The sequence below is a fragment of the Calditrichota bacterium genome (genome assembly GCA_013152715.1).
Lineage (GTDB): Bacteria > Zhuqueibacterota > Zhuqueibacteria > Thermofontimicrobiales > Thermofontimicrobiaceae > 4484-87.
Genome location: JAADFU010000002.1, coordinates 32,383 through 56,103, shown reverse-complemented (window position 1 = coordinate 56,103; position 23,721 = coordinate 32,383). Strand labels below are relative to the sequence as shown.

Annotated in this window: 21 protein-coding genes; 1 reads left to right on the top strand and 20 read right to left on the bottom strand. The window is 41.7% G+C overall.

The annotated features are described in order from the left end of the window. Positions 1–4 precede the first annotated feature (4 nt). From GXO74_00390 to GXO74_00330, 13 genes are all read right to left on the bottom strand, one after another. The gene (locus GXO74_00390) at positions 5–1,039 is read right to left on the bottom strand and encodes a hypothetical protein (GenBank protein ID NOZ60116.1); all 1,035 of its coding nucleotides are present in this window, start codon (positions 1,037–1,039) and stop codon (positions 5–7) included. An 88-nt stretch (positions 1,040–1,127) separates the two neighbouring features. Then, positions 1,128–2,111, bottom strand: coding sequence for a pilus assembly protein PilM (locus GXO74_00385; protein ID NOZ60115.1), 984 nt, complete (start codon positions 2,109–2,111; stop codon positions 1,128–1,130). A gap of 53 nt (positions 2,112–2,164) precedes the next feature. Continuing rightward, positions 2,165–3,061 carry a hypothetical protein gene (locus GXO74_00380; protein NOZ60114.1) on the bottom strand — a complete coding sequence of 299 codons (897 nt, stop codon included), beginning with the start codon at positions 3,059–3,061 and terminating at the stop codon, positions 2,165–2,167. 43 nt (positions 3,062–3,104) lie between these two features. Then, positions 3,105–3,539, bottom strand: a complete 435-nt coding sequence (locus tag GXO74_00375; protein NOZ60113.1) for a helix-hairpin-helix domain-containing protein — start codon at positions 3,537–3,539, stop codon at positions 3,105–3,107. Next, complete coding sequence (gene dnaJ / locus GXO74_00370) at positions 3,536–4,684, bottom strand: molecular chaperone DnaJ (protein NOZ60112.1); 1,149 nt, start codon at positions 4,682–4,684, stop codon at positions 3,536–3,538. The genes GXO74_00375 and dnaJ overlap by 4 nt, the downstream gene beginning before the upstream one ends. A gap of 56 nt (positions 4,685–4,740) precedes the next feature. After that, positions 4,741–5,277 (bottom strand): nucleotide exchange factor GrpE, encoded by a 537-nt coding sequence (gene grpE, locus GXO74_00365; GenBank protein NOZ60111.1) that lies wholly within the window; start codon positions 5,275–5,277, stop codon positions 4,741–4,743. A gap of 39 nt (positions 5,278–5,316) precedes the next feature. Next, complete coding sequence (hrcA, locus tag GXO74_00360; protein ID NOZ60110.1) at positions 5,317–6,357, bottom strand: heat-inducible transcription repressor HrcA; 1,041 nt, start codon at positions 6,355–6,357, stop codon at positions 5,317–5,319. A 170-nt stretch (positions 6,358–6,527) separates the two neighbouring features. Beyond that, positions 6,528–7,217 carry a hypothetical protein gene (locus GXO74_00355; protein NOZ60109.1) on the bottom strand — a complete coding sequence of 230 codons (690 nt, stop codon included), beginning with the start codon at positions 7,215–7,217 and terminating at the stop codon, positions 6,528–6,530. A gap of 171 nt (positions 7,218–7,388) precedes the next feature. Then, positions 7,389–8,036: an ATP-binding cassette domain-containing protein gene (locus tag GXO74_00350; protein ID NOZ60108.1), complete on the bottom strand. Its 648-nt coding sequence runs from the start codon at positions 8,034–8,036 to the stop codon at positions 7,389–7,391. Between the two features lies 1 nt (position 8,037). After that, positions 8,038–8,769, bottom strand: coding sequence for a class I SAM-dependent methyltransferase (locus GXO74_00345; protein ID NOZ60107.1), 732 nt, complete (start codon positions 8,767–8,769; stop codon positions 8,038–8,040). Between the two features lie 68 nt (positions 8,770–8,837). Beyond that, the gene (locus tag GXO74_00340) at positions 8,838–10,046 is read right to left on the bottom strand and encodes an anhydro-N-acetylmuramic acid kinase (GenBank protein ID NOZ60106.1); all 1,209 of its coding nucleotides are present in this window, start codon (positions 10,044–10,046) and stop codon (positions 8,838–8,840) included. Next, the gene (locus GXO74_00335) at positions 10,030–11,016 is read right to left on the bottom strand and encodes a hypothetical protein (protein NOZ60105.1); all 987 of its coding nucleotides are present in this window, start codon (positions 11,014–11,016) and stop codon (positions 10,030–10,032) included. The genes GXO74_00340 and GXO74_00335 overlap by 17 nt, the downstream gene beginning before the upstream one ends. Positions 11,017–11,040: 24 nt before the next feature. Further along, the gene (locus GXO74_00330) at positions 11,041–11,673 is read right to left on the bottom strand and encodes a biotin transporter BioY (protein NOZ60104.1); all 633 of its coding nucleotides are present in this window, start codon (positions 11,671–11,673) and stop codon (positions 11,041–11,043) included. Positions 11,674–11,845: 172 nt separating this feature from the next. Here GXO74_00330 and GXO74_00325 point away from each other — a divergent pair, with 172 nt between their 5' ends. Further along, positions 11,846–14,503: a BamA/TamA family outer membrane protein gene (locus GXO74_00325; protein NOZ60103.1), complete on the top strand. Its 2,658-nt coding sequence runs from the start codon at positions 11,846–11,848 to the stop codon at positions 14,501–14,503. Between the two features lie 66 nt (positions 14,504–14,569). Here the strand turns inward: GXO74_00325 and GXO74_00320 are convergent, their stop codons facing one another. Genes GXO74_00320 through dnaN form a run of 7 tightly spaced genes read right to left on the bottom strand, consistent with a single transcriptional unit; the run spans position 14,570 to position 23,647 of the window. Continuing rightward, positions 14,570–15,349 (bottom strand): FecR domain-containing protein, encoded by a 780-nt coding sequence (locus GXO74_00320; GenBank protein ID NOZ60102.1) that lies wholly within the window; start codon positions 15,347–15,349, stop codon positions 14,570–14,572. 17 nt (positions 15,350–15,366) lie between these two features. After that, positions 15,367–16,638: a hypothetical protein gene (locus GXO74_00315; protein ID NOZ60101.1), complete on the bottom strand. Its 1,272-nt coding sequence runs from the start codon at positions 16,636–16,638 to the stop codon at positions 15,367–15,369. Between the two features lie 46 nt (positions 16,639–16,684). After that, positions 16,685–19,111: a DNA gyrase subunit A gene (gene gyrA, locus GXO74_00310; protein NOZ60100.1), complete on the bottom strand. Its 2,427-nt coding sequence runs from the start codon at positions 19,109–19,111 to the stop codon at positions 16,685–16,687. Positions 19,112–19,152: 41 nt separating this feature from the next. Then, positions 19,153–21,084 carry a DNA topoisomerase (ATP-hydrolyzing) subunit B gene (gene gyrB / locus GXO74_00305; GenBank protein ID NOZ60099.1) on the bottom strand — a complete coding sequence of 644 codons (1,932 nt, stop codon included), beginning with the start codon at positions 21,082–21,084 and terminating at the stop codon, positions 19,153–19,155. A gap of 23 nt (positions 21,085–21,107) precedes the next feature. Continuing rightward, positions 21,108–21,383: a DUF721 domain-containing protein gene (locus GXO74_00300; protein ID NOZ60098.1), complete on the bottom strand. Its 276-nt coding sequence runs from the start codon at positions 21,381–21,383 to the stop codon at positions 21,108–21,110. Next, positions 21,383–22,504, bottom strand: a complete 1,122-nt coding sequence (gene recF, locus GXO74_00295; protein NOZ60097.1) for a DNA replication/repair protein RecF — start codon at positions 22,502–22,504, stop codon at positions 21,383–21,385. Before recF ends, GXO74_00300 begins: the two co-directional genes overlap by 1 nt. 9 nt (positions 22,505–22,513) lie before the next feature. Continuing rightward, entirely contained in the window at positions 22,514–23,647 is a 1,134-nt protein-coding gene (gene dnaN, locus GXO74_00290) for a DNA polymerase III subunit beta (protein NOZ60096.1), read from the bottom strand. Positions 23,648–23,721 lie beyond the last annotated feature (74 nt).

Sequence of the window (23,721 nt, the reverse complement as noted above, 5' to 3'; positions counted from 1 at the left end):
AACATTAAGCATTTCTGTACATGGACACATGCAATACCAGCGTCATTTCCGGATTTCCTAACTCCATTTCTTTAGCAATCAAGGAAATTTTGACAAAGCTAATATTCACATTTTCGTCCAATATGTTTTTCATTGTCTGCAACAGATTGCTTTTCAGTCCGGAAATTCGCACCGTCAGCGGCGAAACGGCGAGACCCTTTTCGATTTTTTCAGTTCCCTGAGACAGTTCGAGCAGACGGGCTCCGTTCTGTTCGCAAACACGTTTGAGCAATTGCTGCATTTCAGCCGCGTCCAAAAATCTAGGCGTCGAGGATACTGGCGGCTGTCCGGCGAATTGCCTGCTATCAATTTCCCCTTTAATCAATGCCTGAAAATATTTCTTCCCTTTAATGATTTTGCTACTTCCCGATACTTTTTCCAGATTCGCTGAAGGCATCCGTTGTCGCAAAACCGCGTCAATATCGGAAAGAGTCGTTGCGTCTTCAGACAGTAATTCAAAGATAACTCTGCCGTCGCTGTAAGTGATCATTGTAAAATTCGCCGCAGGAGGAATAGAGTTTACCAATTGATTTATGGTATTGAATCCGCTGTAAGATCTGGTAATTCGATCGAGTATCGTTGCCGGAATAGCTGTTGTCGACATTGACGCTGCTTGTCCCCCCGCCGGGGTGGCAGACGTGTTCGCGCCATCTTCGACTGGAGTCAGGGTAGAATCTCCGGCCGGAATCGCTTCAACTGCCGATTCCATATCTGCGTTATCAACAGACGCGATGCGCTGCGTTTTTGCCGGCTTAAACAAAATATAAGCCGTGATCGCCAATAAGCCCAACACGATGATAAAAAGAACGATCACCCCAACTCTGGAACCGCTTTTGTGGATAACCTTGGTATAGTCTGAATTTTCAAAAGAGTCATTTCGCATAAATGAATTCTGCGAAAAGTCTCCGCTGTCAGCACTATACGCATCCTGAAAATTTTTTTCATTTTCATCCGGCTCAAACTGAGTCTGGTCATCCCCGATCAGATTGATGTCAACCATGACTCCTCCTTAAATCGATTAATTTGAAATTATTCTCATAAAAAAATAATCTTTCAAATATCCCTGGGGTGAATTTTTATGAAGCCAATTAGTCTTTTGTTCGCAGTGCCGACCCCACACAGACGGTAAATGTTTCCGGGTGAACGCTAATTTTTTCATCAACCGTCACTGATTGCGTCATTTTTATATCTCTGAAGGGGTTTACCATATCAATACGAACATTATAGCTATTCCGCAGCATTTCTAAAATATTCTCTCTGACCAAATTACCATGCAAGAATATTCTGCTAATGTTTTCAATTTGATCGCTAAATCGCGAATTCAAAACGAATTTTTTTAATTCTGTAGCAACAATGTTGAACAAATTGTTTTCATCCAAAGAAGAAAACGATTCTATTCGATCTCCGCTTTTCGTGGGTAAAACTTCATGGTAGTTGTAAAATTCTTTCCCTTTGAGCAGCGTAAACTTTATCGCTCGATTGCTGGCATCAACAATTGCCGCATCCTCACCGGCTCTAAGCCCATAATTAAAATCGACGGTCCGAATTGCCGCAAATAAATCCAGATCAATAACGCCCACCGACAATCTACCCGCGCGAAATAGTTTTCGCAATTGCTGAACTATTTTTTCCCGCACTGAAACAATAACTAAATCTTGCTGGTCATCAGCAGCGTTTAGCCGATCAATTTTATCAAAATCGACAATATATTCATCGTCGGGAGAATAGGAAAATTGCTTGACCTCCCAATCGACTTGATCGATTAAATCTTCTTCAGAAAGATCACTATCGATTATTATTTTCTTGATGAGAGCAAAAGAGCTGTCTAAAGCAAAAACAACTTTGTTGAGCCGAATTTGCAAAGCATCCAAAATTTCTCGGATTTGCAGCCCAACCTGCTCAACAATAGAATCGTTCTGAATCGTGAACAAGTTCAGAGGAGACTCCAGAGACGTCTGAAATATTTTTTTGATTCGCACTTGATTTAGCGCGGAACGCTCGACTTCAACATATTTAAAATCATTTTCAGAAACGAATATTCCCGACCTAACTGCTCCTTTGCTCTCTTTCATAGAACTCCCTCTGATTATGGATTTACCAACTGAACCCGCGGTTCAAAGGGAAATTATTTAGTCCAACTTTTCTCGCCTGTTTCTGAAATGCGACCATGGTTTTTCAAACGTAAATGACCCAGATGATATTTTACAAAATCTTTTTTGCTTGCTTCAATATCAGTGGAATCCAATGGACAGGCAATGCTGACGTATTTAATCACCGATGTGTCTGTCACGGTAATAATGTATTCGCGCCCCACAGTCGGACAGGTGACAAAATTTTCTAATGTGTGCGCCACCGCGCTATCGACTTTTTTTGCCCATTCTGCGTTGGTCGCATACAAAGTATCCAACAGAAACCCCGTGGAAACTTCCGGCATCATGCGCGCAAAGACCAATTTGAGAGAGTCGTCATCGCGCATCGGATTGTACAAACTCAGCGCTGGGAATTGTCTTTTCACCTGCTTGAAAACAACAACTTCTGAACTATCGCTTTGGCGCCAGGCCTTGATCGTGTCCGCCAGGTCCGTGTTCGTCAGCCGATTGAGCAAGACATGCGCCAAATTTGAATCATAGTTTACATTCTCCATGATCGAGAAAAACAGTGTGTCAGCCAAAATATTCTCTACAAGCAAATTTGCATTCGCTTCCTTGTCCCGCAACATTGTTAATAAATTTTCGGCAAGAGCCGTATCAGCATAGAAGTAGTCCCTGAGCGCCTGCTTGGTGCTATCATCGCGAATAAAACTAACCAATTCCGGCAAGCTATCTGTATAAGTGTTATGATACTTTTGAAAAACAAGCTCTGCTTTTAGTATGCGATCCATATTTGACCGGCACAGTTGCGTGTTTTTCTCTTCCTGCTCCCAAATTTTCTTAGGATACAAAATTGTCGCTATCAGGGCGACAACAAGAATCACAATGAGAATTTCAAGAATTATGGAGCCCTTTGACATGTCTTTTGCCATCTTCCCTCCTTAAAATATTACTTTGATAAATACAGATAAATTGTTATTCCATTGGAGTTACAAAAATAAATGGTTTCAACTTTTCTAAAGTCTTCTTGCCGATTCCTTTAACTTTGATTAATTCTTCCGGCGTCTGAAAATAGCCGTTTTGCTCCCGGTATTTTACAATACGGCTTGCCAATACAGGCCCTACCTTTGGAAGCCGAACAATTTCATCGACCGATGCAGTATTTATATTTATTTTAAAATCATAAGCGCCCTTTTGGGCAGCCGGTTTCTTCGCATTTTGCAAAGATTTTAATTGGTTTTGAGACGTCGTCATGGCCTCAATGTGACGCTGAAATTCTTCATGCGCTTTTCTCGCAACCGCCGCGCTTTTGTACTCTGGTTTGAATAACTTAATCGCAGCACCAACCACTACACCGAAAACCAGAAAAAGTAAGACAATTCGTTCCTGTCGCGTAAATAATTCGATCATTCAAAGAGCGCTTGTTTGATTTTTTTGAAAAAACTCTTATCGCCTTTAGGCGGATGGATGTTTTCCATCTCCGCTAATTTGCTAAAAAGCTGTTTCTCTTTTTCCGACAACTTGGTCGGCGTCCACACCAAAATACGAACCAACTGGTCGCCGCGGCTATGGTTGTGCAAATGGCCAATGCCCTTTCCTCGCATCCGCAAAATTTTCCCGGACTGTGTCCCCGCCGGAATAACCAATTTTGCTTTTCCTTTTAGAGTCGGAACTTCCACGCCATCTCCCAGAGCGGCTTGACTAAAACTGACGTACAAATCGTACAAAATGTCATCGCCATGGCGCTCAAAATAGGGGTGCTCCTCTTCCTCAATAATAATAATCGCATTACCAGTCGCGCCTCCGCGAGGTCCCGCATGTCCCTCGCCGCGCAACGTAATATAATTTCCTGTGGCGACGCCAGCCGGAATATTCACCGAAAGAGTACTTTCTTCTTTGGTACGTCCTTCTCCGTTGCATAGAGGACAACGATCCCTAATCACTCGACCTTCTCCGCCGCAGTGCGTACATGTGGTCACGTTGACCATCTGGCCGAAGATCGTCCTGGCCGTCTGGCGGATTTCACCGCTACCATGACAAACAGGACACGTCGTCACCGCGCTCCCCTTTTTTGCTCCGCTTCCTCCACATGCAACGCAGGGGACATATCGCTTAAGCTTGATTTTTTTTGTCGCTCCCTCTGCGATTTCTTCCAACGTCAACCGCAACCGAATTTGTAAATCAGCACCGCGAGTTCGCGACGCACGCCGTTGCGAACGCGAAGACGTTCCAAAAAAATCAGAAAAATCGCCAAAGCCAAAACCCTCGGACATAAACGTCCGTAACGCATCGCTCAGATCAAAATCAAACCCGCCAAATCCTTCAAAACCGCCCTTCATGCCGGATTTGCCGTACATATCGTAGCGCTTTCTCTTCTCCGGATCTTTCAACACTTCATAAGCTTCAGAAATTTCTTTAAACTTTTCTTCTGCTGCTTTATCGCCGGGATTTTTATCCGGATGAAACTGTAACGCCAACTTTCGATATGCTTTTTTTACCTCACTCTCATTTGCTTCTCGGGATATTCCTAAAATTTCATAATAATCTCTATCCATAATGCTGCTGTTCTTCCTCAACCAAATGACAATCTAAAAAACATTACTACAAAAATCTACTTGGTCACGATCACTTTTGCATGACGGAGCACATTGTCTTTTAACTTATAGCCCTTTTCAATTTCTTCCACGACAATGTTCGACTCTTTATCTTGTATTTCCACTTGCAACAGCGCATCGTGTAGCTCGGGATCAAACGGACGATCCAGCGAATCGATCGGCTCGAGACCAAATTTTTGCAAAATCCGGGTCACCTTTTTGTAAATTAACTCAATCCCTTCCCGAAATGACTTCAGACTTTGTTTTTTGGTCTTTTTATTCAACGATCGCTCAAAATCATCTATTACCGGAAGCAACTCCAAAATAACTTCGCGATTGGCACCACTTAGCAAATTAGCAAATTCTTTTTCCTTGCGCTTCTTAAAATTATTAAATTCCGCCATCATGCGCAAATATTTGTCATTGGTTTCCGCTAATTGAGCGCTTAATTTTTCTATTTCGTTAGTTAATTTTTTTATTTGTTCCTTTTGTGATTTTCTTTTTTGTGTGGCGTCTGAAAATTTTTTCTTTTTGCTCTTTTGTTTCTCTGCCATGCTTTCAACTCATCTTAAATTACATGCCTTTCAAATGCATTAGCTAAACAATTGATTAATTCCCTTTGCAATATAATCAACCAACGCGGCCATTTTTTCATACTGTATCCTCGTCGGGCCTATCACCGCTATCGTCCCGGTTATGTCGCCTATTTTGTAGGGTGCAGAGATCAAGCTGCAATTTTTCACGAGTTCATCTCGATGCTCCTGGCCGATGGTGATGGAAATTCTGTCGCCCTTTCTCGAAGAATTTTTGACAATATGCACTAAAATATCCCGATTGTCAATAAGCTGCAATATTTTTGCCAGATGTTCTTTTTCTGAAAATTCAGGCTGGGAGAGAATTTTCAACGCGCCTTTAAAATGCACCTGATTGCTATCCACAGTAAATAAGCTATCTGCCAAATCCGCAACTTGATGAATAAGGGCCGGATCGCCATAATTCACATTTCTGACGCGCTTTTTGATCGTTTTTCGAATGGTCTTCAGCGCCAGGCCTGACAGGCGCTCGTTCAAAATTCGTTCGGTCTCCCTGATTTTATTGTCCGGAATAGAAAACTTTATCTCCATCAAAATCGTGCGCACAAATCCATCCGATAAGGAAATGACCACCAACAGTTTACTTTCACTCAAACGAAATAATTGTAATTTTTGAAAAACACCTTTGTAAAATCGCGGCTCTAATACGACGCCCAATTGATTGGAAATTTCTGACAGCACTTCGCAGGCTTTGTCTAAAATCGTATCGACATTTTCATCAGCGATATGTTTCAAATTGGCATCAATTGACCGCTTCTCTGTTTGGCTCAACCGTTCGATTTTCATCAAATCATTCACATAATAGCGATAGCCAAGATCCGTGGGCATTCTGCCCGCTGATGTATGTGGTTGATGCGCCAACCCCTTTTTCTCCAAAGTCATTAAAACATTTCGAATTGTTGCCGGACTCATTCGACCATGCAGTTGGGCAGATAGAAATTTTGACCCTATCGGCGTCGCCGATTTGACAAAATTTTTTACCAAATTATTTAAAATTGAGCTCTCTTTGTATGTCAATTCTGGCAATTGCATCTTAAACATTCTTCTGCTATTTCGTAAAATTTTCCTCTAAGTTCAAATTAAAATATTATTTTAATACAATTTAAAGATAACAATTTTTAATTCTATTGTCAAGTAAAATTTATGCATTAACGACCCTTTTGCCTCTTCAGAGAATTGATTTTTTTCACAAAAACAGATTCTGTCCTCTCTTAATATTTTAAAAATTTCCGCAATGCAATAAAGCTGCCCACAAAACCGAAAAACCCGCCTAATAAAACCAGCACCCAATAAATGCGTTGATCAATTAAAATTAATTCGGGAATTTCAATGTTCATAATTTTGAAAACGAAATAAATGAACAATGATGCGAAAGCGCCGCCGCTAAGTCCTTGTAAGACACCTTCCACGATATACGGACGTCTGATAAAACCCCGCGTCGCGCCTGCTAATTTCATGATTTCAATGATTTTTCGCCGCGAAAAAATTACCAGCTTAATTGTATTAGAAACCAGGACGATAGAACTTAGCGCTAACAGCGCGCCTAAAGTTGCAATGACCAGCACAAATATATGCATGTATTTTTCCAACAGCACAAGCAAATCGTGGCGGTAGATAATTTCGTCTATTCCGTCCAACGACAAAATTTGATCAAATAAAAGCTTCGCTCTATTCGCGGAACGATACATCGGCGTCAACCGGATTTGAAACGACGCCGGCAGTGGATTTTCGTCAAGAATCTCAAAAATATCATGCCCCACTTGCTTGCGAAAAATTTCCGCCGCTTTCTCTTTGGAAATATAATTCACCTGCTCAATGCCCGGCAAATCTTTTATTTGACTCTGCAAATTTTCAATTTGTTCCTGTGAAAAAGATTCATCGATAAACGCTTCTAATTCCATTCTGGACTGTATTTGCTGGACAATGGCCCGCACATTCAGAATAATAATCAAAAAAATGGCAATGAGTATCAATGACAAAAAAATAGTGAAAATTGAAACGGTCGTGGAAAAGCGCGCCCGTCTTAATCCTCGCAATCCTTCAGTGATAGAATATATCATCCCGCGAAACAATTATAAGGTTCTTCCTTTTATGATGTTTACAATTTTTCGCTTTCGACCGCGGACGAGACGATCATCGTGAGTCGCCATCAAAATCGCTGTCCCTTTTGCGTTTATTTTTTCCAGTAACTGCACGATTTCATCTTCGGATTCCGCATCTAAATTTCCGGTAATTTCATCCGCCAGCAAAATAATGGGTTCGTTTACCAACGCGCGAGCAATGGCCGCTCTTTGCTGTTCCCCCCCGGAAAGTTCATGCGGCATTTTTGACCTTTTGTGACTCAGACCCACCTCCGCTAACGCGCGCAATACGCGGCGCTTGATTTCTTGACGTCGCGTATTTGTCACATGCAGCGTGAAAGCGACATTTTCATAAACATCGCGATCGGTCAGAAGCTTAAAATCCTGAAAAATAATCCCTAATCTTCGGCGCAAATAGGGAATCTGGCGCTTTTTAATCGTTAGCGAATTGTAGCCGTCAACTTTTACATAGCCGGATTGAGGGAAAATGTCCATGTAAATAAGCTTCAAAACACTACTCTTTCCGGCGCCGGACGGGCCTATTAAATAGACGAATTCTCCCGGACGGACGGACAAATTTACCAATTCCAAACCGTCGCCGCCCGGATATTTTGCTTTTGCATTTGACAATTCTATCATTTTACCGCTTTCTCAATACAAAATGAACTCGCAAAGAATTTTCGTCTCCCGGCTGAAACGTAAATCCGTCATAAGCACCCACGAACTCAAACGGAGACGATTCGATCAATGCAATGACGTCACTCACGCGATAAATGGTCTGTTGATGATCTTCGATATATTCAATCGAATCGCCGGCAAAATTAATAAAAAATTTATTATGATGTATCCGTCTGTTTCTGTCGAAAAAACTTTCGCGAATGTATTTGTAGCCGCGACCTGTGTTTTTCTCCACCATGCCGTCAAAATATTCAATAGAATTCAATTCCGTGCAAATATCGAAAACAAATAGCCCTTTGGCGCGTAAGGCATTATGGACGCAAGCAAAAGTTTTCTTCCATAACGCAAAACTGTTCAAATAATTTATGCTGTCATAAAGGCAAAAAATCACGTCCATTTCTTTGCTAACGGAAAAAGATGTCATATCCGCTTGAAACAGACGAATGGTTTTCTGTTGCGTTTTGGTCTTCGCAATGCGAAGCATTTCCAAAGAAAAGTCGCATCCAAAATACAAATGACCCGCTTCATAAAATGACAGCAAAAAGCTGCCGGTTCCACAAGAGATGTCCAAAAAACGACGCGGCTTCTCGCCAAGTTTTCTAATTATTTTTTTCGAATATTCCGCCCACAAGTTGTAATCCACATGAGCCATAACCTCGTCGTAAATTAGCGGCAATTTTGTGTATGGCGCCACTGATTTCTGCTTCTTCGTCAATAGAATGATCCGCTGAATAAAAGTGTACAATTTTTTGCAATTGGAAATTAACCCAAATAAATTGCGCCCAAAATTGACGGTCGTGTGGCGCCCGTTGCCGAGGGCAAACTCGCGGGAACGCCGTGAACCGTCTCATTCGCCAAAACTGCAAAACAGATTGCTTCTTTTGCATCGGAGGAAATTCCCACTTCATCGGTCGCTAAAACGGAACTCGTTGAAAATAATTTTACCAGTCGTTTCATCAAATTTTTATTGTAAATTCCGCCTCCGCCGACGATGACTTCATCGACTGCATTTGCAGAAGCGGAAATAAGCTCCACGGAATTTTTAATTGTCCTTGCCGTTAATTCAGTCGCCGTGGCGATGACGTCTTTCGCGGCGAGTCGTTCTTTTTCCGCCAGGCCCAATACAAATTCAATAAAAGCTTCCCCGAACTCTTCGCGGCCAGTGGATTTTGGCGGCAATTTTCGAAAATAAGAATGCGCTAATAATTTTTCTAACAAATCAACGGAAATGTTCCCGTCCGCGGCCGTTTCGCCGTTCCGATCAAACTCCTGCTGAAAAAGTCGCCGCATTAAACCGTCGATGACCATGTTTCCGGGGCCGCTATCAAAAGCGACAACTTCTTCCGGTTGACAGTTTTTGGGCAGCAGAGTGATGTTGGCAATTCCGCCGATATTGACAACAACGCGATTTTTTTCCCGCGACCGAAAAAGCAAATAATCAAAATAGGGAACCAACGGCGCTCCTTGGCCACCGAGCGCCATATCGGAATTTCGAAACAATCCGACAGTAACAATTCCCGTGCGCGCTGAAATTATCGCCGGATCTCCGATTTGTAAAGTGGAGCGAACTTTTTTCCCGAACAGCTCCGCCTCTTCTGGTAAATGACGCACTGTCTGGCCGTGAGTTCCAACGAGATCGATGCTTTTGATATCAGTTCCACTTTTTTGACATATATGATAAATTGCATCCAAAAAATATTCGCCGACAACAACATTTAAGCGACAAATATCGTCCACGCTTTCTCTGCGCGCCGTGGCAATTGACAATAATTTGTTTTTAAGCTCCTTCGAGTAACTCACAGTGTCAAAGGCTATCAAATCCACGCGCGTTTGCAGTCCGAAACCGTCAATTTTCACAAGCGCAACGTCAATGCCGTCCATGGAAGTTCCGGACATCAAACCGATGACAAATTTGCTCCGCTTATCTTCCAACAGACGGATGAGCGGATGCTCGTTAATCGTTTTCAACATACATGCTGATCGATTTTTTCAAATTTTCCAGCAACATTTCGTTTATTTCAATATTTGACCGCTGCATCGCCAGCAAAGCCGCGCCGAATGATGGTTGAAACATGGCGTCAGTAATGGACACATTCCAGGAAATTTCATACAATTCCTTGGAAATATGATTAATCAGATAATCGCGCTGTTTAAAAATGCTGCCAATGAGAGCGACTTTCACTTCTTCGCCGCTAAAGCCAAGTCTTACCGCTACGGCGCGCGCCAACATTCCCAATTCCTTGCCCGTAGTTTTGATGATTTCTTCGGCAATCAGGTCTCCCTGTTTCGCGACGCGAAAAACCAACGGCGCTAAATCCGCAATTTTTATGCGATCAATTTTATTTTGGTAAATGAGCGGAATGATCTCGTCTATTGATTTCAACTGAAAATGGGAAGTAATCTCCTGAAGGAGCTGAGTTCGGTCACCCCGCCCGTCAAAATCTTTTAGCGCGGCGATGATAGCGCTGCTGCCGATAAAATAGCCGCTGCCTTCGTCTCCAAGCAAATAACCCCAGCCGCCGGCGCGAATGAATTGACCCTGACTATTTTTACCAAAACAGATGGACCCGGTGCCGGAAATGATGACTATCCCGGGTTTTGTGCCAAAGGCCCCGGCAAGGGCAATCACTGCGTCCGTATCAACAAAAATTTTTCCTTGATACGGCGTACCATCAAAAAGTTTTTTAACTTCGATTTGATCGTTTTTCCGTCCGGCCCCCGCTAATCCCAGAAAAATATCTGCCACTCGTTTTACATCCACCTTGCTTTTTTTGAGCAATTGCTGGAATCCGTTCAATAATTCTTGTTTCACACGACTTGCGCCAACGGCTTGATAGTTAGTGCTTCCTACACGAGTTTTCACGATCAAGTTTCCTTCAGCGTCGAGCAAAACCAATTCTGTTTTTGTTCCACCGCCATCTACACCAATAAAAAACGACATTTTACCTTCCTCTCTCGCATCACTTTAGCTAACTTCTGCCTTTTTAATAACAGGCAATTTTACAAAAGAATATTTTTGAAATAATCGTGTTGAGACCAGCGACGCCAGAAAAACCTTTATCAAATCTATTGGAACAAAAATCAGCATCGTCGTGCGAAGCAAATTTTTCCAGCTCAATAAATTTGAAGCGGCGCTTTCATTAAACTTCAGATATAATCCCCAGTGCAAATTGCAATACATATATCCCAAACCAAAGAAAAAAATAACAACAACACCTACCAAATCAGCGGCAACGAATCTCAGAAAAAGATGTGATAGCTTTTTTGGCGATCCACTGCGATTGACTCTAAAAGCGTTCAAAGCTTTGCCAATGAAAAAGACGCTGATCGGATAGCTAAGCAAATATCCGAACGTCGGCTGAAACAGATAACCGGGACCGCCGCCAAAAGCGAAAACGGGAATTCCGATCAGGCCGATCAATAAATATAAAATTTGACTCAAGGCGCCATAATAGGCTCCTAAAACGTTGGCGCTCAAATACACAAAAAAAGTCTGGAGAGTTATGGGTACGCCGGGCAAAGGAATTTTCAAATAGGCGCCAACCGCCGTCAACGCGGCAAACAAGCCGGTCAAAATTAATGATCGATGAGATTTCATTTGTTAATCTTTACCATAAAAATAAAATTAGAATAAAATTACAAAAAAAATCTGTCAAAGTCAATTCTATTTTTTGCCCACGCTCTTTTTTGAACTTATTAATTGTTTTGAAGTACAAAGGCATAATGCCGCTGACTATCAAGAACCTATCATTTACTTCAAAATTTAGGCCATGACAAAAACCGACTTTCGCTTTTATTTAGCATTGATTATCGTGCTAATTTACTTTTCTTCTGCATTGGGACAAACGGCATCGGATTCGTTTTTCATTAAGCTTACTTTTGATCGCGTCGAAAAACCTCCGGCGTGTTTTATTCCTCACAAAAAACTTCACCGACCGCGAATAGGTCTCGCCCTCAGCGGGGGAGGCGCCAGAGGGTTTGCCCAAATCGGCGCCTTAAAAGTATTTGAGGAGAACAATATCCCCATCGACTTTATCGTCGGCGCCAGCATGGGAAGCATCGTCGGCGGACTTTATGCCGCCGGCTATTCAGCGGCGGAAATTGAAAAAATAGCGCACAACGCAGAATGGCGTCACATTATGTCCGATAAGCCGCCGAGAACCCAACTCTTTATCGGACAAAAACAAGAACGAAGCAAAACAATTCTCCAAATCCGTTTCAAAGGATTGAAGATTGATTTACCAAAAGCGATTACGCCCGGACAAAGACTCATTTCCATGCTCACGAATTTGACCATCGGCGCCGATTTTCAATCCGATTCTGATTTTGATCAGCTTCCTATCCCATTCCGCGCCGTGGCCTGCGATCTTTTGTCCGGCAAAAAAGTGCTTCTAAAAAACGGCAGTCTTGCCATTGCCATGAAAGCCTCTTCAGCGATTCCTTTGCTTTTTGCGCCTGTCCCCTTGAATGGCGAACTGCTCGCGGACGGCGGGCTGGTGAACAACATTCCTGTTGACGAAGTCGCCAAATATAATGTGGATATCATTTTAGCGATTGATACCACTTCTGATTTAAATGAACCCGATCAACTGAACGTGCCCTGGAAGATGGCGGATCAGGTGACGACTATCATGCAGCAAGAAAAAAACAGACGCCAAAGAAAACGGGCGGATGTGCTCATTCAGCCAAAGTTGCAAAATTTTAAATCTGATAATTTTCAGTTCGCTGACGAGTTGATACAAATGGGAGAATTTGCCGCGCGGCAAAAAATTTCTCAAATTAAAAAACTCATTCTCCAAAAAGAGTTGCCGAGCAAAGACGATAAAGTTTATTCTCAAATCAAAATAGAAAAACAGGCGTTGCCAGAACCGGTGAATTCTCTCACCGATTCGCTGATAAATTCACTTTCCTTGCGGCGTTTGTCCGACGTTCGCTTATGCTTGAGAAAAATTTATGAGACCGGCTATTTTCAAAATATAGAAGCCAAATGCCTCGAACGACAGGACACATTGCGTGTAAACTTGCTCACGGAATTGAACCCACTTTTTCGCAGCGTACGCTTTTCCAACAATATTGTCTTTCCTGATTCAATTTTGCGACCACTTATCCATAGCCAACCGGAAAAGCCAATAAACCACAAACGATCCGTCGCCGATATCAGAGATGTCCTTAAATTTTATCGCGACCACGGCTACAGTTTTATGACCATTTCATCTGTAGTGCTACGCCATGATACGCTCACTATCCGCGTTGACGAGGGAAAAATTTCTTCCATCGACGTCGCGGGCAATAACCGTACAAAAAATTTTGTCATTTATCGGGAATTTCCTTTGAAATCCGGTGACTATTTTAACATTAATAAAATAAAAACAGGGCTAAATAATATTTACAGTACCAATCTATTTAAAACTGTTTCCATTGATGTAAACAAAGATGAGAATAACCAAGCTCGAATAAAAATCAATCTTGAGGAAAAGGCGTTTACAATTTTTCGTTTTAGCTATCGCTACAATCTTGAACGAAAAAATAAGACGCTAATCGAGTTGACGGAAGAAAACTTCCTTGGTTTGAGCAATCCGCTCTCCTTTCAGGTTCAGTATGGCGCTCGGGATAAATCGCTTTCATTCAAATACAGATCTGATCGAATTTTGAATACTTTTTTGACAAATTCAATTTACGCTTTTTTGCAGGAAAATGATTATTTTGTGTACAACAACTCATCTGTCCAGGGAGAGTATCGCCAGCGCGAAAATGGGTTTTCAATTTCTCTGGGACAACAAATCGAACGATTAGGAATTTTTTCCATTATCTCGTCTGTCAAACAAGTTGCGCTGACGCCCATTTACGGAGACGGCTTTCCGATAGCAAATTACGACATAAAAACTATTGAAATTCGATCTATCGTCGATACCCAGGATAAATATCCGTTTCCCAACAATGGAAAATACTATTTTTTTCAATACAAATTATCGTCGGCAACTATTTTGAATAGCCAGATCTCTTATTTTAAACTTTTTTCATCTCTGGACTTTTTTGCAACAGCACTCAAAAGGAATACTTTTCATCTGCGTACTTTGTGGGGGACGTCTGATTTGTCCACGCCTTTTTTTGAATTCTTTTCCCTTGGCGGCGAGTCTTCGTTTTACGGCCTTAACGAGCGTGAAAACATCGGCAGGCATTTAATCGAAGGCAGTCTCGAATATCGCTATCGCTTTCCATTTGGTTTTCCGTTCGATTTTTATGTTAGCGCCAGGTACGACATCGGCGCTACGTGGAAAAATTACGTGGACATTAGTTCCAGAGATTTTGTTCAAGGCGTTGGCGCGCAAATTTCTGTCAGTACTCCGGCTGGACCTATTTCTTTCGCTCTCGGTAGATCGAATAGAGGGAAAATAGTGGCATATTTTAGCGCAGGGTTTGATTTTTAGTTTTACAAAAAAAAGAATGAGAAGCCGGATTTGCACGAAAATCCGGCCTCGCACTAATACAAAAAACTATTTCATTTTATCTCGCTGCAGATTCCACTTCACCCAGTCCGTTTGTTCGTCTTTATCATTCAGACTGAAATCACCGACTTCTTTCACTTTCCCCTTTTTGTCCAATTTGATTTTCTGCATGTTTTTGACAATGTAAACCCATTGTTCCGCAGAAACCTCGTGCGGTCCGGGGATTTCGTGAGGTCCGGGGACTTCATATACGCCGATAAAATGCGGCGTGAGGTTCGTTTTTTCCGGCGCATTGGTAATATGCACTTCTCCGTTGTAAACTTTCAGCTCGGTCGAAGAATCAGCGTCCACATTCATGCGCAGAACAGTTCCGGTTATTGCCGCCACGGCAACCGGCGCATTGATGTCAAATTTGGCATTTTTGCCTTTCTTTTTTATCTTTGCCCAGATATCCCCTTGCTGTAGCGCAATTTGCGTTTGTTTTTTTTGGTCTTTTGTTTCTTCGTAAAGTTTAACTACATCGATGATCGTCTCCGGAGCCATACGAATAATATCTAATTTCATCAATTCCAATTCCGCTCTGGACTTTTTGTAAGTGCGAACTTTATCCCCGCTCACAACAGAGGTATTTACCGCTGCTGGCTTCCATTCTGCGGCATTGATCTGTTTTTTACGCACGCGACCATTGCTGTAAGTTATCAGCCCCTTTTTTTCTTTGCTCATAAATTTCTCTTTGTCGCCGGCAAAAGAAAAGATTAGCAGACTGCTCAACAAAACAATCAGCAATCCCCCACCAAAATTCAAACGATTGAAAGGATTTTTACTCATAATTACCTCTTTAAATTTTAAATTTGTTTTTCCGGAAAATATCTTGTAAAAGCTAAATCCCCCAATCGTAAAGCTTCTCTGGAAAAAGGCATGACGTGACGTTGGTGCAGCTCGATTTCGATCACCTCTTTAGCATTTTTCCAATTATCAATTTCATTCAATCTGGAAATGAAATTTTCATAAGCCGAACAGTCCTGGTCAAAAATCTTTTTAACAATAAATTTTCGGCTTTTCTCATCGATCAATTTTTCCAACGGTTCCAGCGGGCCTTCTGGGCGTTGTTCAATTTTAGTGCGATCAATGATCCAATCATCAGCCTGATCGTGGCTATTGATGATCTGAACCCTCTTTCTTTTTTCATTAGCAACGGGTTCTACTAGTGGATTGTTCGCAGAAGTAGAGTCAAGTTCAGTGTGGCCATTCACAACAGTGATCCTTTCAGTTTTCACGTCCGGGTTTGTGGATGAATACATGATAAAATTGTCACTTTCGTCACCGCCGTTTCCCCCCGGCCCGTTCTCTTTTTCTTTGATAAATAATTCTAATAAATGCTTTAAATCAGCAATATCTATTGCGCTTGACTGATAATGCGCAAACGCTTGTGCGACGCCGTTCAAATTTCTTTCGTCTAATAATAATTTAACTAACTCTAATTTTATTTCCCAACTGTTAAAGCCGTGGATCATGCCTAAAAATTTGATGAACGTTTTTACTTCTGAAAGAAAAACGTCTAAAAATTTTTCCTTGTAGATTTCTGTTTCAGTCTCTGTGAGCAATTTTCTAAAATCTGCTTCAACGACATGAAACTGATCGAAACCTTTTATTTTAGCAATAACTTCATTCAGATAAACGCGATCGTCATGTAGCGCTTCGAGTATCTGCAATATTTCGTTTTTTGTGCGGTCCGATTTATTACGGTAAAATATTGTCATTAACGTCGTACTGGGGCGAACGATCAAATCAAATTGCAAACGAACAGTTTTATTAATCGCCTCAATCAATTCCTCGCGCGGAAAAATTGTTACTTCTTCAAATGCCTGTAACAGCGAATTTCGCAATTGCTTAATTTTTGGATGATCAAAATCAAACCGTTTTGAATTTTTAAATTGTACCGGCTCCTCCGTATTAACCATCCTTTTTACTGAATTTTGCAGATAATTTTTTAAAAAAGTCGGTATCGTTTCATTTAATAAATCAGAATAAAGAACACTGTTTTTTGAGCCAATAAGTCTTTCCTGAACGCGCTCGGCAAGTAGTTTCTTTTCTGTTTCCTCAATTGATGCTGTCATCTCCGATCCTCAAATTCCCGGTGTCGCCCGAGCAGATGCGCTTTAGTTAATAGTTATTCTCTTTGACAATACGCGCAACGTCGCCTATTTGGTCATTTTTTGAAAGGCGAATTAAACGAATTCCTTGTGTGGATCTTCCCATCTTACGAATTTGTTTTACACTTTGTCGGATGACTTTTCCGCTCGTTGTGATAATCATCAGATCGTCGTCGTCTTGAACTTCTTTAATGGTAATCATGGACCCCACCCTATCAGTAATTTTTACCGTCACGATGCCTTTGCCGCCTCTACGAGTCACGCGATAATCATCGATCGGCGTTCGTTTTCCATAACCATTTTTAGTCACGACGAGCAAATTTGAACCTCTTTTCGCGGTGACCATACCGACAACAAAATCATCTTTTGCCAGAGAAATTCCCGTGACTCCCGCAGCCTGTCTCCCCATTGGTCTGACGTCTGATTCATGAAAACGAATCGCTTTGCCATGAAATGTCCCCAGGACAATATCGTGATTGCCATCTGTAATTTTCGCCGTAATTAGATCGTCTCCTTCGCGAATAGTGATGGCATTAATGCCTCCGCGGCGGGGGTTTCCAAAGGCGGACAGTACTGTTTTTTTCACCAGTCCTTTTTTTGTCGCCATGATGACAAAATGCTCGTTGTCAAAATCGCGAACGTTAACGATAGCGCTAATGTTTTCATCTTTCTGCTTTTCAATCAAATTTACGATTGATCTGCCACGAGACCCTTTGCCTGCCTGAGGAATTTCATGCACTTTTAGCCAGTAACAACGACCTTTGTCCGTGTAAATCAAAATAAAATGATGCGTCGAGGCAATGAAAAGATGTTCGAGAAAATCTTCTGCCCGCGTTGATGCGCCGGAAGATCCTGTGCCCCCTCTTGATTGGCGGCGAAAACCGGAAACAGGAAATCGCTTGATGAAACCATTATGAGAAATCGTAATCACCATGTCTTCTTCCGCAATCATATCTTCAATGGAGAATTCTTCAATTTTTTCAATAATATCAGTGCGGCGGGCATCGTTGTATTTTTTCTTCAATTCGCTCAATTCATCCTTGATAATTTGCATCCGCAGTTGCTTGCTTTCCAAAATTGCCTTCAATTTATTGATTAACTTGATCGTCGCCAAATATTCTTCTTCGATTTTCTTGCGCTCCAAACCGGTCAATCGCTGTAAACGCATGTCCAAAATCGCTTGCGCTTGAATTTCGGACAACTTGAATCTTTTCATTAAATTTTCTTTCGCGGTCTCCGGATTGCGCGATTTTTTTATCAACGCAATAATTTCATCAATATTATCCAGCGCAATTTTTAATCCTTCCAAAATATGCGCGCGTTTTTCCGCTTTAGCCAGATCATATTTTGTCCGCCGAACCACAATCCCATGCCGGAATTCAATGAAATATTTCAATATTTGTTGCAGGTTCAGTACTTTCGGCACTCCGTGAACCAGCGCCAACATAATGATACCAAAAGTCACTTGCATCTGAGTGTGTTTGTAAAGCTGATTGAGAATCACGTGCGGCTGGACATCGCGACGCAATTCCAGAACGATTCTCATGCCATCTTTATCGGATTCGTCGCGAATTTCGGTGATCCCGTCTAATTTCTTTGCATTAACCAGCGCAGCGATTTTTTCTATCAGATTCGCTTTATTGACCATGTAGGGAATTTCCGTAATGATAATATTTTCCCTTCCGCTGCGCACAGATTCAATATTTGCGAGTGCGCGGATGAGAACTTTACCGCGGCCGGTCAAATAGGCCTCATCGATTCCGCTGCGGCCATAAATTATGCCGCCGGTCGGAAAATCAGGTCCCAACACATATTCCTTCAATTCATCGATGGAAATTTCCGGATTATCAATCATAGCCGCCAACGCATCAACGACTTCTCCCAGATTGTGAGGCGGAATATTTGTTGCCATTCCCACGGCGATTCCCGAGGAACCATTCACTAACAACGTAGGAAGCACCGAAGGCAAAACAGTGGGTTCCTTCAGCGTTTCGTCAAAATTAGGCGCAAAATCGACTGTATCTTTGTCCAGATCTCGCAAAAGTTCTTCGGCAATGGGAGCCATTTTTGCCTCGGTGTAACGCATGGCTGCCGGCGCATCTCCGTCCACCGAACCGAAATTTCCCTGTCCGGTCACCAATGGGTAGCGTAGAGAAAAATTCTGCACCATGCGCACCATGGTGTCGTAAACCGCAGAGTCTCCGTGCGGATGATATTTACCCAAAACTTCACCGACGATACGCGCGCTTTTTTTAAATTGAGAATTAGGCCGCAGACCCAATTCATGCATCCCATACAACACTCGCCGGTGCACAGGTTTCAGTCCGTCTCTCACATCCGGCAAAGCGCGTGCGACAATAACCGACATCGAATAATCAATGTAGGAATCCTTCATTTCTTCTTCAATAAATATGGGAATAACTTTTTCTCTTTTCATCTGCTACTGTTTTCTCTCCAAATTATCTGTTCAGCCTTCGGTTAAATATCTAAATTGCGGACATATTTCGCATTTTCTTCGATGAACTTTCTGCGCGGTTCCACTTTATCCCCCATGAGCGTGGAAAAAATTAAATCCGCCGCTACCGCCTCTTCGATTGTCACCTGCAACAGTGTTCTGGATTCATTATCCATTGTCGTTTTCCAGAGCTGGTCCGGATTCATTTCGCCGAGACCTTTATAGCGTTGAATATTGACATTTTTTTTGCCCATGCGATCAACTGTCTCTTTTAATTCATCTTCGTCGTAAACGAATATCTCTTGCTTTCCTTTAAATACGCGATACAGCGGCGGCTGGGCAATGTAAATGTGTCCCTGTTCAATCAGTTCTTTCATGTAACGAAAAAAGAAAGTCAGCAGCAACGTTCTGATGTGGGCGCCGTCCACGTCAGCGTCGGTCATAATAATTATTTTGTAATATCGCAACCGAGCAATATCAAAATTATCCGCTCCGATACCTGTCCCCAATGCCGTAATAATCGTTCGAATTTCATCGTTGGAAAGAATTTTATCCAGGCGCGCTTTTTCAACATTGAGAATTTTTCCCTTTAAAGGCAAAATTGCCTGAAAGCGACGATCTCGTCCCTGTTTCGCAGATCCGCCGGCGGAGTCGCCCTCAACGAGAAAAAGTTCGCAAAATTGCGGATCCTTGTTGGAACAATCGGCTAATTTTCCCGGCAAACCACCGCCGTTCATGGCAGTTTTGCGCCGGGCAATTTCTCTCGCCTTTCGCGCTGCTTCTCGAGAACGAGCGGCTGAAATAGATTTTTCAATTAGGCGTTTTGCCTCTGACGGATTTTCCTCAAAAAACAACGATAATCCATCGCCGACAATACTTTCAACAATGCCTTTTACTTCGCTGTTCCCTAATTTTGTTTTTGTTTGGCCTTCGAACTGAGGATTAGTATGCTTTATGCTCACAATGGCCGTCAGCCCTTCGCGGACATCGTCACCGGAAAGAGTGAATTTGACATTTTTGAGCATGTTATTTTTTGAAGCGTAATTATTGATTGTTCGTGTCAGCGCAGTTTTGAATCCCACCAAATGCGATCCGCCTTCAATAGTATGAATATTATTCACGTAAGAAAAAATGTTTTCGGTGTAACCGCTGTTGTACTGAAATGCAATTTCCACCGGAACTTCTTCTTTTTCACCGCTGATGTAAATCACTTTTCTATGAACTGACGTGCGATTTTGATCCAGGTATTTGACAAATTCAATGATGCCACCTTTGGATTGAAAAGTATCGGTTCTGCCATCTCGCTTGTCAGTGATTTTGATTGTCAAATCTTTATTGAGAAAAGAAAGCTCGCGCAGTCTTTCACATAAAATTTCATAATTGAAGTTAATTTTTTTGAAAATTTCGTTGTCCGGTAAAAAAACTGTTTTCGTACCCGTTTTTTTAGTGACGCCTTTTTCTTTCACCGGCGCTACTGGCTGTCCCCGGTGATATTTTTGATAGTAAATTTTCCCCTCTTTATAGACTTCCACTTCGCACCATTCAGAGAGTGCATTGACCACGGAAACGCCTACGCCGTGCAAACCGCCGGAAACCTTGTATGACTTTTTATCAAATTTTCCTCCAGCGTGAAGCACAGTCATCACAACTTCCAGCGCAGATTTTTTCTGTTCCGGATGCAAATCTACAGGAATGCCACGACCGTCGTCAGTGACGGTGATTGAGTTATCTTCGCCAATGACAACGTCGATTTTTGAGCAAAAACCAGCGAGAGCTTCGTCGATGCTGTTATCGACAACTTCATAGACCAAATGGTGAAGTCCCCTAACAGAAACATCGCCAATGTACATGGCGGGACGTTTTCGTACCGCTTCTAATCCTTTTAAAATAGTGATTTTTTTTGCATCATATTTTTCACCGCTCTGTTCAATGAGCTGTTTTTCTTTTTCATCCATAAGCTCTTTTTTTACCTCTTCTATTAGTAAAATCGGATATCTTTCACCAGATTATGCCCGGCTTTTCGATTTAGTCGCTGGATTAATTCAGCCTTTCGATAATACAACTCGTTCCGCCAGACGCTGTGATTTACTTTCACAAACAAAATGCCATCTTCCATTCGCGCTGCTGAACTAACTTTGGCAATTTGCTCCCCCACGATTTCGGGCCATTCAGCGAGCAGTTGATTTTGCTGAACTTCTTTTTGCAAGCCCAATTGACTCAATAATTTTATCAGCGCTTCGCCGATTGTTTCCATTATTTCAACAACTCCCGTTGCGGAATAACTTTCCCATCTTCAACGACAAAAAAAGCGGCTTGTTCATTTTTAATATTACTCTGTATTTCAGTAGCCGTTAAAAAGATTTGGCCTGTGTTCGCTAATTTATTTAAAATTAATTCCTCTCGTTCATTATCCAGTTCGGAGAACAAATCATCAATTAAAATAATCGGCTTTTCGTTCTTGACTTCAAATATCAAATCAAATTCCGCTAATGCCAGAGCGATCAACACTGTCTTGTGTTGACCGCGGGAGCCGTATTTTTTAAGCTCATGTCCGTTAATTTTGAAAATAAAATCATCGCGATGCGGTCCGATTAAACAAAGTCCGCGCTGAATTTCTCGTGACAAATTTTCTTTCAGTTCTTTTGCAAAAGCAGCTTGAATGTCGGCCAAGTCCTGATATGCCAGATTGGGCCGATATAAAATTTCCAGCTTCTCCCGGGATTGAGTAAAGGAAGCGTAAATATGATTTAAATGCAGAGAAAGTCTGCTTGTAAATTGATGACGTCGATTAATAACTTGCGCGCCGATATTAGCCAATCGCTCGTTCCAGGGCTCAATGACTTTCGGATTAATTGTCCTTTTCTGTTTCCACTGCTGGAAAATAGCACTCTTTTGTTTTACAATCCGGAGATATTCTATTAAATAATGAAGATAGCGTCGATCAATTTGTGATATTAAAATATCAAAAAACTTTCTTCGTTCAGGTGGCGGACCGATTGTAATTTCATATTCATCAGGAGACGAAATTACTACTGGCAAATTGCCGACAAATTCTGCAAGTCGATTGACTCGTTTCCTATTAATCGAAAGCTGCTTTCCTTCCTTTCGTGAATAAGTTAATACTATCCGTTGCGGATTTCCGTTGTCTAACTCAAATTTGCCCTTTAATATAAATTCCTCAGTAGAAAAAGAAATTGCTTCTTTGTTATGCCTGGTGCGAAAACTTTTTGTCAGACATAATAAGTGAATAGCTTCTAATAAATTCGTTTTTCCCTGTGCGTTTTTTCCGATGAAAAAATTCTTTTCATTTCCGAATTGCACAGCTTGTTTCTGGTAATTGCGAAAATTTATTAACTCAAGCGAATGAATTCTCATGCGCGCAAATTAACCTTCATTTAAACGAATCGGCATAATCAGCATCGTCAGTTGTTCGTTGTCCATTTGCACGGACGGCTGAATGATCGCGGCGCTAACAGAATCTTTCAACTTAAAAACAACGTCATCTGTATCGACATGTCTTAACAAATCGAGAATATAAACGCCGTTATAAGCAACTTCGAGGCTATCGCCGTCAAATGTTACATCGATTTGCTCGTTCCCTTCTCCACCAAATTCTGCATCTTTGGAGCTGATATCCATTTTATTGCCTTGGATCATAAATTTTATCTGATGAGTAAACGAATTGGAAAAAATCGATACGCGTTTTGCCGCAGCTATCAGTTCGTCTTTTGCTACAATCAATTTTTTGTCATTGTCAAGGGGAATCACATTTTCATATTTCGGATACTCGCCTTCAACCAATTTCGAATAGATGAATGTATCTTCAAATTTAAAAACAATGTGATTTTCTCCAATGGAAAGATTTACTTTAGTCTTATCAGGTTGCTCCAGGGCGTCAATGTTGCGCAAGAAAAGAGACAGCGCCTTAGTGGGAACAAGCACGTTTTTGATAAAATCGGGTGATTTGATTTTGTAATTGACAAATCGAACCAACCGATGGCCGTCGGTTGCCACACAGCGAAATTCATCTTCCATAAATTGGAAATAGACGGACATCAAAATAACGCGCAACTCGTCGGTAGAGACGGCAAAAATTGTCTTATCCACCATTCGTGCCAAGATATTCGCTTCAATCTCAATCTGGTTTTCACTCTCTTCTAATTCGATTCGCGGATATTCTTCCCGAGGTTGACTGCTTAGTTTGTAAGTACCATTTGGCGTTTTGATGGTCACCTTGCTCTGATCGTTCAATTCTACGTCAATGGGAATATCCGGAAGTTCACGAAGAATTTCATTGAAAGATTTTGCCGGAATAGCACACGCACCATCAACCTCGCCATTGACGCTGATTTCCGTTGCTGTGCAAATTTCTAAATCTGTACCGGTCAATTTCAGTTTGTTTTCCTGTAATTCCAGCAGAACATTTTCTAAAATAGGAATGGTCGTCTTCGTCGGAATAACGCCGACAACTTTTTGAAGACCTTTTTGCATCACACTTCTGTTAACGGTAAAGTGCATGTTCATCTCCTTGTAAATTACTTTACTTTCTCACCTGAAAATAGTATCAATTAATATAATAAATATTTTCAAGA